Below are 13,382 nucleotides of genomic sequence, written 5' to 3'. Positions count from 1 at the left end.
TGCGTGGGCACGGCGCAAATACGCCTTTGCCCACCCTACGATTCCGAGCCAGCGGATAGAGTCCGCCCGATCGCGCGACCTACGCCGCCGAGGTCAACCGTTGCAGGAACTGCGTCACCTCGCGGCGGAGCGTCTCGACTTCGCCGTGGACGCGATCGGAGGCGCTGTTGACGCGGGCAGCGACGCGGCCCGTATCGGCGGCGGCTTCGCTGATGCCCGACACGTTGGAGGAGACCTGCGAGGTGCCGGCGGAGGCCTCGTGGACGCTGCGGGCGATCTCGCGGGTCGCGGAGCCCTGCTGCTGGATGGAGGCCGCAATGCTCGCGGTGATGCCGTCGATCTCGGCGATGGTCTGGGCGATCGCCTCGACGGCCGCGACCGAATTGGTCGTCGATTGCTGCATCTCGCCGACCTTGGCGCTGATCTCCTCGGTCGCCTTCGCGGTCTGGTTGGCGAGACTCTTGACCTCGGAGGCGACGACCGCGAAGCCGCGGCCGGCCTCGCCTGCCCGCGCCGCCTCGATCGTGGCGTTGAGCGCCAGAAGGTTGGTCTGCGAGGCGATCTCGCTGATCAGCTTGACGACGTCGCCGATCCGCAGCGCGGCCTCCGCGAGGGAGCGAATTTCGTTGCCGGCACGATTGGCTTCCTCGACGGCGCGACCGGTGCTCGCAGTCGAGCCGGCCACCTGGCCGCTGATCTCCGCGATCGAAGACGCGAGCTGTTCGGCGGCACTCGCCACCGTCGCAACGTTGCTCGAGGCCTGCTCGGACGCGCTGCGCATGCCGGAGGTCTGGCGGTTGGTCACCTCCGCCGCGGCCGCCATCTGGCCAGCGTCGGATTCCAGATCGGTCGCGGCGCTCATGAGGCTGCCGGCAACCTCGTCGAGATGCGTGCCGAACTGATTGGCGAGGCCGGCGATCTCGACGACCCGGCGGCCCAGGCTGTCGGTGCCGGCATTGATCACGGTGGCCGAGCGGCGGAACGAGCCGGGCAATCCGCGCGCGAGGATCTTGCGGAAATACTTGCCGCGGCTGGCATAGTCCATCGATGCCGAAGCCTCGCGGACGAAGGCGTCGGTGATGTCGAGCATGTCGTTGACCGACTTCTGGATGGCGCCGATCCGCCCGGCCTGCCGCTCGCTCAGGATCCGCGCTTCGAGATCGCCGCGCGCCGCCTTGCGGCAAACGTCTGCGACCTCATCGACTGCCACCGCGGCGCGATGCTGGCACCAGGCGGAATAGCCAAGCAGCAGGATCGCCGCGCCGAGCGGCGCCGCACAGATGGCTTCGCTCCAGCCGAGCAGCAAGCCGACGAACGCGACGCCGGCGAGAAAGCACGCGACCGCAGTCGCGCCCTGCGCCTTAGAGAGAGAGCACAAATTCATCGTAGGCGACACCGTTTTGCTTGAGCAGACCGACCATCATGTCGAAGCTCGCACGCATGCCGTCCTTGGCATTGGCGTGGCGAGCCTCTTCCGCGCAGAGCGCCTTGTAGATCGGTTTGATTTTCTCGACCGGCGCCGGATCGGGCCTGCGTCGATTGGAATGGTATCCGATGATGTTACCGCGATCATCGAACGTCGGGGTGACATGGGCGAACACCCAATAATGGCTGCCGTCCCCGGCGAGATTGACGACGTAGGCGAAGATTTCCTGCTTGGCCTGGAGCGTGTCCCACAGCAGCTTGAAGACGCAGCGCGGCATGTCCGGATGGCGGATCAGGCTGTGGGGCGCGCCCATCAGCTCCTTCCAAGGGTATTTCGCCATGCGGAGAAAGACGTCATTGGCGTAGGTGATGCGGCCTTTGAGATCGGTCTTCGATACGATCAGCTCCTCCTCACCGAGGAGATGTTCCACCCCAGTGGGGCGTATCGCTTGCATCGTTTCCATCCTTGGACAAAGGCCGGCCCACCACATCGTGGAGCCGCACCGCTTCTGTCTAAGGGAACAGTGTTAATCAGATGTAAGTTCGGGAACCGCACGGGAGGCGTCTGTCTCCGTATCATTACTTAGCGAGCGATGATTGCGTTGCGGGCAACCATCCCCGTCGCTTATCACTTCAACCAATTGCGACTGCGTCGCGATTGCGCCCGGCGCGACTACATCGTCGCGCCAAGCACCCAGGGCGCGAACTCGGCGCCGCCGAAATCGAAGCTCTCGCTCTTGGTCCGCCGTCCCGAAGCCGTCTCGAGGATGAGATCGAAAATGCGCCGACCGCATTCTTCGACGCTCTCCTCGCCTTCGAGGATGGTGCCGCAATTGACGTCCATGTCCTCTTCCATGCGCTTGTACATCGGCGTGTTGGTGGCGAGCTTGATCGAGGGCGCCGGCTTGCAGCCGAATACGCTGCCGCGGCCCGTGGTGAAGCAGACCAGATTTGCGCCGCCTGCGACCTGGCCGGTGGCGGCGACCGGATCGTAGCCGGGCGTGTCCATGAACACGAAGCCCTTCTTGGTGATGGGCTCGGCGTAGCGCAGCACCTCGACGAGATTGGTGGTGCCGGCCTTGGCCATCGCGCCGAGCGACTTCTCCAGAATGGTGGTGAGGCCGCCGGCCTTGTTGCCGGGGCTCGGATTGGCGTTCATCTCGGCGCCTTCGCGCGTGGTGTATTCGTCCCACCAGCGCATGAGGTCGACCAGCTTCTCGCCGACCTCGCGGCTGACGGCGCGGCGCGTCAAGAGATGCTCGGCGCCGTAGGTCTCCGGCGTCTCCGACAGGATCACGGTGCCGCCATGGCGGACGATGAGATCGCTGGCGGCGCCGAGCGCCGGATTGGCCGACACGCCGGAATAGCCGTCCGAGCCGCCGCATTGCAGGGCCACGGTGAGCTCGCTCGCCGGCACGGTTTCGCGCTTGACCTTGTTGGCGTCGGCCAGCGCCTCGCGCACGAAGGCGATGCCGGCTTCGACGGTCTTGCGGGTGCCGCCGACCTCCTGGATGTCCATCGCGCGCAGGCGGCCGGCGAGCTTCTGCTCCTCCATCAGGCCGCCGATCTGGTTCACCTCGCAGCCGAGGCCGAGCACGATGACGTGAGAGAAATTGACGTGTCGCGCATAGCCGCCGAGCGTGCGGCGGAGCAGCGCCAGCGGCTCGTTCTGCGTCATGCCGCAGCCGGTCTTGTGCGTCAGCGCGACCACGCCGTCGACATTGGGGAAATCGGCGAGCGGGTTGTCGCCGGTGAAGGGATTCTTCTTGAAGACGTCGGCGACGAGGCTTGCGACATGCGCGCTGCAATTCACCGAGGTGAGGATACCAATGTAATTGCGCGTGGCGACGCGGCCGTCCGGGCGGCGGATGCCTTCGAACGTCGCCGGCAAGTCGAAGTTCGGCGTCGGCTTGACGTCGACGCAATAGGCGTAGTCCTTGGAGAAATCGCCCATGCCGCAATTCTGCACGTGCACGTGCTGGCCCGGCGCGATGGCCTGCGTGGCAAAGCCGATGATCTGGCCGTAGCGCTTGATCGGCTCGCCCGTTGCGATCGGCTTGATTGCGACCTTGTGGCCTGAGGGAATGCGCTCGACCGTAGTCACGCCGTCGGCCACCATCGTTCCCGGCGGCAGGCTGGCGCGCGCGATCACCACGCCATCATCGGGATGCAGGCGGATGACGGGGCTGATGGTCATGGCGGTCTCCTGTATCGAAATGATCGTGCCCCGGACGCCGCGCAGCGCGAAAGCGGTGCGCTGCAGATCCGGGGCCCACGTGTTAGGCAAGCAGCTGGGTCCCGGCTCTGCGAAGCAGCGCTACGCGCTGCATCGCGTCCGGGACACGAGAGATCAGGCCTTGCCGCCCGCATCCTTGCGGGTCGCATTGACCTGCATCTTGGCGTAGGTCGTCATCAGGCCGACCTCGTTCGAGAGCGTCACCAGCTTGAAGCCCATGTTGATGGCCCGCGCTGCGCCTTCGGCGCCGCTGCAATGGATGCCCGGGTTGAGGCCGCGCTTGCCGCATTCCTTGATGATCTTCTCGTAGATCGCGAGGATCTCGGGCTCGCTGCGGTCGAGCTTGGGCTCGAGGCCATAGGAGAAGCCGAGATCGGACGGGCCGATATAGACGCCGTCAATGCCCTCGACATCGAGGATCGCTTCCATGTTCTCGACCGCGGTCCGCGTCTCCATCATCGGCAGCAGCACGATCTCATCGTTGGCCGTCTTCTGGTAGGAGCCCGCGGTGCCGTACATGCCGGCGCGGATCGGACCGTTGGAGCGCACGCCCTTCGGCGGATATTTGGCATAGGAAACGAGGTTTCTGGCTTCCTGCGGCGTATTGACCATCGGGCAGATCACGCCATAGGCGCCGCCGTCGAGCACCTTGCCGATGATGCCGGGCTCGTTCCAGGGCACGCGGACCATCGGCGTGATCGGATGCTTGTCCATCGCCTGGAAGCACTGCACCATGGACAGATAATCCTGCACGCCATGCTGCATGTCGACGGTGACGCTGTCGAAGCCGCATTGCGCGATCATCTCGGCCGAGAAGCCGGAGGGAATCGCAAGCCATGCGTTGACCACGGCCTTGCCCGACTTCCAGATCTCTTTGACTTTGTTCGCCACGTTGCCTTTCCTTCCCTGTTGCGCCCGATCGGGTTGGGCCGCACTTTGAGCGAAAAAAAGCGTGAATGTCCATGGCTCTCGCCGCGCACGCACGCATATCTGGGGTCATCCCTCCGCGAGGGTATCGTCCGCGCTTCCGAGCCCGGCAAGACTATGTTCGAGCTCGCCCAGCATGTCCTGCAATTCGACGAGCTTGTGCGCGCCAAAGCGTCGCGTGATCTCGGCGTAGATCGCCTCCGAATTCGGCGCCACGGCGGCCATCAGCTTCACCCCCTCTTTCGAGATCGAGACCATGCTGCGGCGCTGGTCCGCTTTCGCCGTCTTGCGCTCGATCAGATTACGCGCTTCGAGATCGCGCAGGATGCGCGACAGGCTGGGTCCGAGCAGGAACGCCGTACGCGCGAGTTCCGTGACCTCCACCGCTTCGATCGCCGCCAGCGCGCGCAGGATACGCCATTGCTGCTCGGTCAAGCCGTGCTGGCGCAGCGAGGGGCGAAACTGCCGCATCACCGCCTCGCGGGCTCGCAGCAGCGACATCGGCAGCGAGCGCGAGAAATCGCGCATCGGCACCTGGCGCGCGGCGGGCGCGCTTCCGCTCGCTGGATCAACCGGCTTCTTCACCATGGTGCCCTTTCAAACCGCGGCAAGTTTGCGGTGCAGCAAACCGGAACGGGGTTTGACGCATTCATTTAACATGTTAAGCATCTCCCCGCACCTCAATTCGTAAGATGGCAAATGGCGCTTTCCCACGACGATATCCAAGCTTGCGCGAGGCGTCTGCACCAGGCGGAGAGCACCCGCACGCAGATCCGGCAGCTCTCACAGGATTTCCCTGATATCACCATCACTGACGCTTACGCGATTCAGAAGGCCTGGGTCGATGTCAAGATCGCGGAGGGGCGGATCGTCAGGGGCCACAAGATCGGCCTGACCTCGAAGGCGATGCAGAGCGCGCTCAACATCGACGAACCGGATTCCGGCGTGCTGCTCGACGACATGTTCTTTGCCGACGGCGGGATCATTCCGACCGAGCGCTTCATCGCGACGCGGGTCGAAGCCGAGCTGGCCTTCGTCATGAGCAAGCGCCTTTCGGGCCCGGACTGCACGCTGTTCGACGTGCTCAACGCCACCGACTTCGTCGTGCCGGCACTGGAAATCCTGGACACGCGGATCGAGCGCGTCGATCCCAAGACCAAAGCGACGCGGAAGATTTTCGACACCATTGCCGACAACGCGGCGAATGCCGGCATCGTGCTCGGGGGCCGACCGATCCGCCCGCTCGACGCAGACCTGCGCTGGATCGGGGCGCTGTGTTTCAAGAACGGTCAGCTCGAGGAGACCGGCCTCGCCGCCGGCGTGCTCAATCATCCCGCGACCGCGGTCGCCTGGCTCGCCAACAAGATCGCGCCGCTCGGGCTGGCGCTCGAACCGGGTCAGGTCGTGCTTGCGGGCTCCTTCATCCGTCCGATCGAGACCCGCAAGGGCGACACAATTCAGGCCGATTATGGCGCCTACGGCTCGGTCAGCTGCTACTTCGCTTAAGAGGCACAACGAGGAAACCGCGATGCCGCATTTCACGATCGAATATTCGGCCAATCTCGACGGCCGTCTCGATATGAAGCTGGTGTGTGAGGTGGTGCGCAAGGCAGCCAGCGAGACCGGCATCTTCCCGCTCGGCGGCATCCGCGTGCGCGCCATCCGCTGCGAGCATTATGCGGTTGCCGACGGCAGGCAGGACTACGCCTTTCTCGACATGGTGCTGCGCATCGGCGAGGGCCGCGACCTCAAGACGCGGCAGCAGGCCGGCGAGCACGTTTTCCAGGCGCTCTCCCGCCATCTCGATCCGGTCTTTGCCGCCGGCAAGTTCGCCCTGTCGTTCGACATGCAGATCAACGACAAGGACACCAGCTGGAAGCGGAACAACATCCACGACGCCCTGAAGGCGGAAGCCCAGGCGGGCTGATGTTGCTCGAAGCCGCGGGCGGGTTCTGCCAAAATGGCGGCGGCGAGGATTCCTGAACCTCAATTGAAGTGGATGAGCGCAATGACCACCCTCACCGGCGGCGAAGCAATCGTAAGCGGCCTGGTCGCCCACGGCGTCGATACCGTGTTCGGCCTGCCCGGCGCGCAGGTCTACGGCCTGTTCGACGCCTTTCACCAGGCCCAGCTCAAGGTGATCGGTGCACGGCACGAGCAGGCCTGCGGCTACATGGCCTTCGGCTATGCGCGCTCCAGCGGCCGGCCCGGCGTGTTCAGCGTGGTGCCTGGCCCCGGCGTGCTCAACGCCAGCGCGGCGCTGCTGACCGCGTTCGGCTGCAACGAACCGGTGCTGTGCGTCACCGGCCAGGTGCCGACGCAGTTTCTGGGCAAGGGCCGCGGCCATCTGCACGAGATGCCGGATCAGCTCGCGACCTTGCGCACCTATGTGAAATGGGCCGACCGGATCGAATATCCCGACAACGCGCCGACAATCGTGGCGCGCGCGTTCCAGGAGATGATGTCCGGGCGGCGCGGCCCCGCCTCGGTCGAGATGCCTTGGGACGTCTTCACCCAGCGCGCGGACACCGGCGCTGCGCAGGTGCTCGAGCCGCTGCCCGCCCCGCAACCCGACCCCGATCTGGTGAAGCAGGCGGCCGCGCTGATCAAGGCCAGCAAGGCGCCGATGATCTTCGTCGGCAGCGGCGCGATCGAGGCCGGCAAGGAGATCCTCGAGCTCGCCGAGATGATCGATGCGCCCGTCGTCGCCTTCCGCAGCGGGCGGGGCATCGTCTCCAACGCGCACGAGCTCGGCCTGACCATGGCCGCGGCCTACAAGCTCTGGCCGGCAACCGACTTGATGATCGCAATCGGCACCCGCGCCGAGCTGCCGGCATCCGGCTTCCGCTGGCCCTATCAGCCGAGCGGGCTCAAATCCATCCGCATCGATATCGACCCGGTCGAGATGCGCCGGGTCACGTCCGATGCGTCGATCGTTGCCGACGCCAGGGCCGGTACGGCAGATCTCGTCACGGCGGTGAAAAAGGCCGGCTATGCGCGCACCCGCGGCCGGCGGGAGGCGATCCGCGAGGCCACCGCGGCCGCGCAAGCGGAGATTCAGCGCATCCAGCCGCAGATGGCATATCTCGACATCCTGCGCGAGGTGCTGCCGGCGAATGCGATCGTGACCGACGAATTGTCTCAGGTCGGTTTCGCCTCCTGGTACGGTTTTCCGGTCTACCAGCCGCGCACCTTCATCACCTCGGGCTACCAGGGCACGCTCGGCTCGGGCTTTCCGACCGCGCTTGGTGCCAAGGTCGCCAATCCCGACAAGCCCGTGGTCGCCATCACCGGCGACGGCGGCTTCATGTTCGGCGTGCAGGAGCTTGCCACGGCCGTGCAGTTCAACATCGGCGTCGTGACGCTGGTGTTCAACAACAACGCCTACGGCAATGTCCGCCGCGACCAGCGCGAACGCTTCGACGGCCGCGTGGTGGCTTCCGATCTCGTCAATCCGGATTTCGTCAAGCTCGCGGAGTCGTTCGGCGTCGCGGCTGCGCGCGTCACCGCGCCGGATCAGTTCAAGTCCGTGCTGGAGAAGGCGCTCAGCCACAGCGGACCGTATCTGATCTCGGTGGAAGTGCCGCGGGATTCGGAAGTCAGTCCCTGGGCGTTCATCCACCCGCCGAAGCCTTGAGACCGGACCGGCCCTGTAGTCGCGCCGCTGCGATCACCAGCAGGCCGGCGCCTGCAACCGACCAGCAGGCGACCGGCGTCCAGTGCAGCAGCGGGGCATATTCGGGCATCTTCTGCAAACCGCCGGCGACGGCCGCCATGCGCGCAAACGTGCCGAGCGCGAGCGCGGAGAAGACCAGCCCCGTGACCTTGCCTTCCGCGCCGGTCGAGCCGATCGCGAGCGCCGCCGAGACCGCGCTCATGAGCATGCAGCCCCAGGCGGCACCGGCGAGAAACTGCGCCGCGATCAGCGTGTTGAGACTGCCGGCAAGCTCCGCCGCCACGACCGCGGCCGCGCCGAGCAATCCGGCGGCGCCCATCACGATCAGGCCGCCGCGATGCCTGACGACGATGCTCGCCGGAAACATCGCAATGTTGAAGCCGATCCAGAACACCGGCATCAGCCATTGCAATTCACCGGGGGCGGCGAACCGCAAGTAGGACGGCGCGCTGTTCACGGCGAAGTGCAGCTGGTAGCCGAGGGCGAGCGCGACCATGGCGACGATGAAGGCGACCGGGACGAGGCCGAGCGGTTTTGCCGCCTCGTCCGGCTTCGGCGGCGCGGTATCGCCCGCCACGTCATGCTCGATGCGGGACAGGCCGAGCGCCGTCAACAGCAGCACCACGCTCGAGATCACGAACGGCAGCCGCGCATCGTGCTCGCGCAGCACGACGCCGAGATAGGGCGAGACCGCGCCCGCGATGCCATAGCCCAGCATGGCCAATGCCGCGAGGAACGGCACCTGCGGGTTGGCGCGGTATTTGCCGAGCAAGGTCAGCGGCGGAGCGCGCAGCGCGGACGATGCGATTGACCAGATGACGATCAGCACGATGAACCAGACCTGTGCGCCGGCACCGATGCCGGCGACGAAGGGCAGCGCGACGAAGGCGGCACAAGAGATCGCCGCCAGCACACCGACGAACAGGCCGAGCCTGCCGACGACGGGGGCGAGCCTGTCGGCTGCGATCCCCATCGCGGTATCGGCGATGGTGAAGATCGCCTGGTCCAGCATCAGGATGAGGATCACGGCTGATGGCGCGATGCCGACCTCGGCGGCGAGCTTCGGCAGATAGACGACATAGGTCGTCCAGCCCAGCGTGAACACGAGTTGCAGCACGGCCAGATAGACCCCGGTGCGCGATGCGCTCGTGCTCGCCCCGCTCGAGACCTGTGCAGTCGTCATGTCGCCGCCCCCCTGGCGGAAGCTTAGACGACAGCGACGCCTCTTGGGAATGGCTCAGAGCACCTTGCGGAAGGTCAGATTGATCCGCCGCCGTCCGAGCAGCGCGTGCTCGCCCTCGGCGAGCGGCGCCACGCCGTGATAGGCGAGCCTGCTCGGCCCGCCCCAGACCACGACGTCGCCGTGGACAAGCCGGAAACGCCGCGGCTTGTCGCTGCGCGCCATTCCACCGAACAGGAAAGTCGCGGGCAGGCCGAGCGAGACCGAGACGATCGGCGCCGAATAGTCCAGCTCGTCCTTGTCCTGATGCAGCGATAATCGGGTGCCGGGCTCATAGCGGTTGACGAGGCAGGCATCGGGCGCGAAGCCGGCAAAACCGCCCTGCTCCGCCGCGCGGCGGGCGAGATCCCGGAAGACAGGCGGCATCGCCGGCCAGGGCGCGCCGGTGCGTGGATCGACGGGATCATAGCGGTAGCCGGTGTGATCGGTGATCCAGCCACGCTCGCCGCAATTGGTCATCGCCACCGACATCAGGTGGCCACCGGGCGTGGTCATCCGGCGGAACGGGGATTGCGCCACGATGGCGCGCACGGCGTCGATCAGCTCGCTCTCGATCGGCGTGACGAAGCCGCGCAACAACACGGCGCCGTCGGCGATCTCCTCGCGCGACGGCTGCGCCTCGGCGACGCTGTCGAACAGATCAGACGTCAATGCCTGCGCTCATTTCGCATCATGAAAGATCACACCCAACGTGTGGCGTTGGCCGGACCTGATCCGGCTGACACCATGGCGCAGATTAACGCGATAGATGCCGCGCGTCCCCTGCACCGGGCGATGGTGCACGGCGAAGGCGACCGCATCGCCCTGCGCCAGCGGCACGACCTCGGCGCGCGACTGCATGCGCGGGCGCTGCTCGGTCAGCACGAACTCGCCGCCGGTGAAATCGCGGTTCGGCTCGGAGAGCAGGATCGCGACCTGGAGCGGGAACACGCGCTCGCCATAGAGGTCCTGGTGCAGGCAATTGTAGTCGCCGGCTTCGTATTGCAGCAGCAGCGGTGTCGGCCGCGCCTGTCCGGCCTCATGGCAACGCTTCAGAAAGGCCGCATGGTCACCGGGATAGCGGATGTCGATCCCCATCGCCTCGTTCCAGCGATTGGCGACGGCTTGAAGATGTGCGTACAGCGCCGGCCGCAATTGCGCGATCAGATCGGGCAGCGGATACGAAAAGTATTTATACTCGCCGCGGCCGAAGCCGTGACGGCCCATGACGATGCGGCTGCGAAAGTGCGCGTCATCGGGATAGAGCGCGGCGATGCCGCGGCATTGATCGGGCGTGAGCAGGCCCTTCAGGACGGCGCAGCCCTGGGAATCGAGCTCGGCGGTGATCTGCGGCCAGTCGAGGGTGCCGACGTGGGCGGCGAGGTCGACCGCGTCATAGACGGGAGCACGTTTCGCGATTGCCATGGCGATATCCTATCCATCCGTCATTCCGGGGCGCGCCTCTTGGCGCGAGCCCGGAATCCATACTCCCGATTGTGGCTATGGATTCCGGGCTCGCGACTTCGTCGCGCCCCGGAATGACGGGAGTGGGGTATGGCAGATCGCACTCGCGACAACCACCCGATTTCCGGGCGCGACCTAGCCCCTCACCGGCAGCGTCACCACCTCATAGCCGTGCCCGATCGTGTGCTTCAGTTTCGTAGGGTGGGCAAAGGCGCCCTTGCGCCGTGCCCACGTTTTCGCAAGACGTGGGCACGCTTCCGCCGTCGCTCTTCGAGCTATGGCGGACAAGTCGCTTTGCCCACCCTACGAGACCGCCGTTTATGGCGCGACCTAGCCCCTCACAGGCAGCGTCGCCACCTCATAGCCGTGCCTGATCGTGCGCTTCAGCACGGGATCTTCAAGCTCAAAGTCGAACCGCTCCGCCGGGCGGATGCCGCCCTTGGCGGCGAAGGTGCCGCCGAACATGGCGCAGCCGTCGGGGAACTTGCCGCCATCAAAGCCGCGCGCGATGAGGTCCTTGACCGGCAGCATCGCGTCCAGCGTGCCCTCCTGGTAGAGCACGCGCTCGCCCTTGATGGTGGCGTAGGACCGCAGGATCATCTTGTCCCAGTGGCCGATGACGTCCTCCAGCTCCCACAGCGTGGAGGCGATCGGCTTGTCGCACATCTGCTTGGACACCGTGACGTTATAGGCCTCGACCTTGCGGTCGGTGTGGTCGGAACCGCAACCGACGAAGATGCGGCCCTGCCAGCCGATCAGCACGAACTCGACCTCGCCGCTGGAATCGCCGCCGGTGCATTCGATGCTGTCGTCCTGGGTCAGCCGCCGCGCCGAGGCGCGGTAGTAGATCGGGGTCGAGGCCGGCGGAGCGATGCCCATCTCCTGCAGCTCTTTGATGTGCTTGTCGCGCGCGACCGGATCGCGGCCGGTCCAGCCGGCGATGACCATCTGGTCGATCGGCAGCGTCAACGGCGTGGTGGTGCCCCGGGCGTCGACGGTGAAAGTGAGATCAAACACGAATGACGGCCTCCATGCCGGCGGCAAGTTCGAAGATACGGCGGTCCGACCCGCCCACGCCCGCCAGCATCAGGCCGACCGGAACGTCGCCCTGGCGATGCGCAGGGATCGAGATGGCGCAGCCGTCGATCATGTTGATCAGGGTGCAGTTGCGCAGCGCGCGCAGGTTCTGGGTGGTGAACGCCTTGTCGTCGGCGAGATCGGCGATCTTCGGCGGCGTGTTCGCGGTGGTCGGCAGCACCAGCGCGTCATAGGGCGCGATGCGCGCGTTGACGCGGGCAATCAGCGAGCGACGCTCGTTGACGAGATCGATGTAGTCGGCCGCGCTCTGCGCCTCGCCGCGCATGATGCGGACGGAGACGCGGGGGTCGTAGACGTCGCCCTTGGCCGTGATGAGATAGCGATGCCAGGCGTAGCTCTCGGACGCGGCAAAGCCGCCCTTGGCGTTCATCGGGCCTATCTCTTGGAATTCGGCCATCTCGATGCGCTCGATGATGGCGCCGTGATCGGCCAGCGATGTCAGCGCGCGCTCGAAGGTCTCGGCGACCGCCGCGTCGAGATCATCGAGCGCGATCGTGGTCGGCACCGCCAGCCGCATGCCCTTCACGGGACGCGGCTTCAGCGCGGCGATTGGCTCGTTTGCGAGCACGGCATCGAGAATGGCACAGCAGCTGACCGATCGCGCCAGCGGCCCGATGCTGTCGAGCGAGAACGACAGCGGCACCGAGCCGTCGAGCGGCACGCGGCGCTGCGTCGGCTTGTAGCCGACGATGCCGTTATAGGCCGCCGGAATCCGGCAGGAGCCGCCGGTGTCGGTGCCGAGCGCGCCATGCGCCATGCCGTCGAGCACGGACACTGCCGCGCCCGAGGAGGAGCCGCCGGGCACGTGCCCGTCGGTCCGGTTCCAGGCCCCCTTCGGCGTACCATAATGCGGATTGATGCCGATGCCGGAATAGGCGAACTCGGTCATGTTGGTGCGGCCGATCACGACGAAGCCGGCCCTGCGCAGCCGCGCCACCGTCGCCGCGTCCTGCTCGGCCGGCGGGGAATCGTCGAGGGCGCGGGAGCCGGCGCGCGTCACCTGGCCCTTGATGTCGAAGAGATCCTTGATCGAGACCGGGATGCCGGCATAGCGCGACGGCGCGGCCTTCACCTTGCGCAGGCCGTCCATCGCGTCCGCAGCCGCGAGCGCGGCGTCCTTGTCGACATGGAGAAAGGTGCGCTGGCCTTCGCCTGCGGGATCGGCGATCCTGGCGATACACGCCTCGACCAGCTTGCGAGCGGTGGTGCGGCCGCTTTCGAGGTCCTCGGCGAGCTTCGCCAGTGTCGGAAAATCGGGCATGTCTGTCTCACGGAATATTGGCGCGCGCAATCTATAGCGCTGGCTCAGTTCGACACAAGCATTGTGCGCATGATGG

Annotated in this window: 13 protein-coding genes; 3 read left to right on the top strand and 10 right to left on the bottom strand. The window is 66.1% G+C overall.

Annotated features, from left to right (window positions below):
* Positions 1–79: 79 nt before the first annotated feature.
* The 5 genes from DCM79_RS28715 to hpaR all read right to left on the bottom strand — a co-directional run bounded on the left by DCM79_RS28715 (position 80) and on the right by hpaR (position 5,176).
* Entirely contained in the window at positions 80–1,384 is a 1,305-nt protein-coding gene (locus tag DCM79_RS28715) for a methyl-accepting chemotaxis protein (RefSeq protein WP_257177437.1), read from the bottom strand.
* Entirely contained in the window at positions 1,362–1,880 is a 519-nt protein-coding gene (locus DCM79_RS28710) for a PAS domain-containing protein (RefSeq protein WP_257177436.1), read from the bottom strand. The genes DCM79_RS28715 and DCM79_RS28710 overlap by 23 nt, the downstream gene beginning before the upstream one ends.
* Before the next feature lie 218 nt (positions 1,881–2,098).
* Positions 2,099–3,622, bottom strand: a complete 1,524-nt coding sequence (locus tag DCM79_RS28705; RefSeq protein ID WP_257177435.1) for a UxaA family hydrolase — start codon at positions 3,620–3,622, stop codon at positions 2,099–2,101.
* 153 nt (positions 3,623–3,775) lie between these two features.
* A complete protein-coding gene (locus DCM79_RS28700) occupies positions 3,776–4,552 on the bottom strand; it encodes an HpcH/HpaI aldolase/citrate lyase family protein (RefSeq protein ID WP_257177434.1) in 777 nt (258 codons plus the stop codon).
* Between the two features lie 105 nt (positions 4,553–4,657).
* Entirely contained in the window at positions 4,658–5,176 is a 519-nt protein-coding gene (hpaR, locus tag DCM79_RS28695) for a homoprotocatechuate degradation operon regulator HpaR (protein ID WP_257177433.1), read from the bottom strand.
* Between the two features lie 111 nt (positions 5,177–5,287).
* Here hpaR and hpaH point away from each other — a divergent pair, with 111 nt between their 5' ends.
* The 3 genes from hpaH (at position 5,288) to DCM79_RS28680 (ending at position 8,225) form a co-directional block, all read left to right on the top strand.
* Positions 5,288–6,094 (top strand): 2-oxo-hept-4-ene-1,7-dioate hydratase, encoded by an 807-nt coding sequence (gene hpaH / locus DCM79_RS28690; protein ID WP_257177432.1) that lies wholly within the window; start codon positions 5,288–5,290, stop codon positions 6,092–6,094.
* Positions 6,095–6,116: 22 nt separating this feature from the next.
* Entirely contained in the window at positions 6,117–6,515 is a 399-nt protein-coding gene (locus DCM79_RS28685; RefSeq protein ID WP_257177431.1) for a 5-carboxymethyl-2-hydroxymuconate Delta-isomerase, read from the top strand.
* Between the two features lie 81 nt (positions 6,516–6,596).
* Positions 6,597–8,225 carry a thiamine pyrophosphate-dependent enzyme gene (locus DCM79_RS28680; protein ID WP_257177430.1) on the top strand — a complete coding sequence of 543 codons (1,629 nt, stop codon included), beginning with the start codon at positions 6,597–6,599 and terminating at the stop codon, positions 8,223–8,225.
* Here DCM79_RS28680 and DCM79_RS28675 read toward each other — a convergent pair.
* The 5 genes from DCM79_RS28675 to DCM79_RS28655 form a co-directional block, all read right to left on the bottom strand.
* Positions 8,203–9,447 carry an MFS transporter gene (locus DCM79_RS28675; RefSeq protein WP_257177429.1) on the bottom strand — a complete coding sequence of 415 codons (1,245 nt, stop codon included), beginning with the start codon at positions 9,445–9,447 and terminating at the stop codon, positions 8,203–8,205. The genes DCM79_RS28680 and DCM79_RS28675 overlap by 23 nt on opposite strands.
* A gap of 54 nt (positions 9,448–9,501) precedes the next feature.
* Positions 9,502–10,155: a DNA oxidative demethylase AlkB gene (gene alkB, locus DCM79_RS28670; protein WP_257177428.1), complete on the bottom strand. Its 654-nt coding sequence runs from the start codon at positions 10,153–10,155 to the stop codon at positions 9,502–9,504.
* A gap of 9 nt (positions 10,156–10,164) precedes the next feature.
* Complete coding sequence (locus DCM79_RS28665; RefSeq protein ID WP_257177427.1) at positions 10,165–10,908, bottom strand: 2OG-Fe(II) oxygenase; 744 nt, start codon at positions 10,906–10,908, stop codon at positions 10,165–10,167.
* Positions 10,909–11,277: 369 nt separating this feature from the next.
* Positions 11,278–11,964: a DUF2848 domain-containing protein gene (locus DCM79_RS28660; RefSeq protein ID WP_257177426.1), complete on the bottom strand. Its 687-nt coding sequence runs from the start codon at positions 11,962–11,964 to the stop codon at positions 11,278–11,280.
* Complete coding sequence (locus DCM79_RS28655) at positions 11,957–13,306, bottom strand: amidase (protein ID WP_257177425.1); 1,350 nt, start codon at positions 13,304–13,306, stop codon at positions 11,957–11,959. The genes DCM79_RS28660 and DCM79_RS28655 overlap by 8 nt, the downstream gene beginning before the upstream one ends.
* Between the last annotated feature and the right edge of the window lie 76 nt (positions 13,307–13,382).

Source organism: Bradyrhizobium sp. WBOS07 (assembly GCF_024585165.1).
In the GTDB taxonomy this organism is placed as follows: domain Bacteria; phylum Pseudomonadota; class Alphaproteobacteria; order Rhizobiales; family Xanthobacteraceae; genus Bradyrhizobium; species Bradyrhizobium japonicum_B.
This window is presented reverse-complemented; position numbering and strand designations above follow the sequence as displayed.

Bases quoted from the DNA above. Each gene is read 5' to 3' on its own strand.
- DCM79_RS28715 (WP_257177437.1), bottom strand. From the start codon at position 1,384: ATGAATTTGTGCTCTCTCTCTAAGGCGCAGGGCGCGACTGCGGTCGCG.
- DCM79_RS28710 (WP_257177436.1), bottom strand. From the start codon at position 1,880: ATGCAAGCGATACGCCCCACTGGGGTGGAACATCTCCTCGGTGAGGAG.
- DCM79_RS28705 (WP_257177435.1), bottom strand. From the start codon at position 3,622: ATGACCATCAGCCCCGTCATCCGCCTGCATCCCGATGATGGCGTGGTG.
- hpaR (WP_257177433.1), bottom strand. From the start codon at position 5,176: ATGGTGAAGAAGCCGGTTGATCCAGCGAGCGGAAGCGCGCCCGCCGCG.
- hpaH (WP_257177432.1), top strand. From the start codon at position 5,288: ATGGCGCTTTCCCACGACGATATCCAAGCTTGCGCGAGGCGTCTGCAC.
- DCM79_RS28685 (WP_257177431.1), top strand. From the start codon at position 6,117: ATGCCGCATTTCACGATCGAATATTCGGCCAATCTCGACGGCCGTCTC.
- DCM79_RS28680 (WP_257177430.1), top strand. From the start codon at position 6,597: ATGACCACCCTCACCGGCGGCGAAGCAATCGTAAGCGGCCTGGTCGCC.
- DCM79_RS28675 (WP_257177429.1), bottom strand. From the start codon at position 9,447: ATGACGACTGCACAGGTCTCGAGCGGGGCGAGCACGAGCGCATCGCGC.
- DCM79_RS28665 (WP_257177427.1), bottom strand. From the start codon at position 10,908: ATGGCAATCGCGAAACGTGCTCCCGTCTATGACGCGGTCGACCTCGCC.
- DCM79_RS28655 (WP_257177425.1), bottom strand. From the start codon at position 13,306: ATGCCCGATTTTCCGACACTGGCGAAGCTCGCCGAGGACCTCGAAAGC.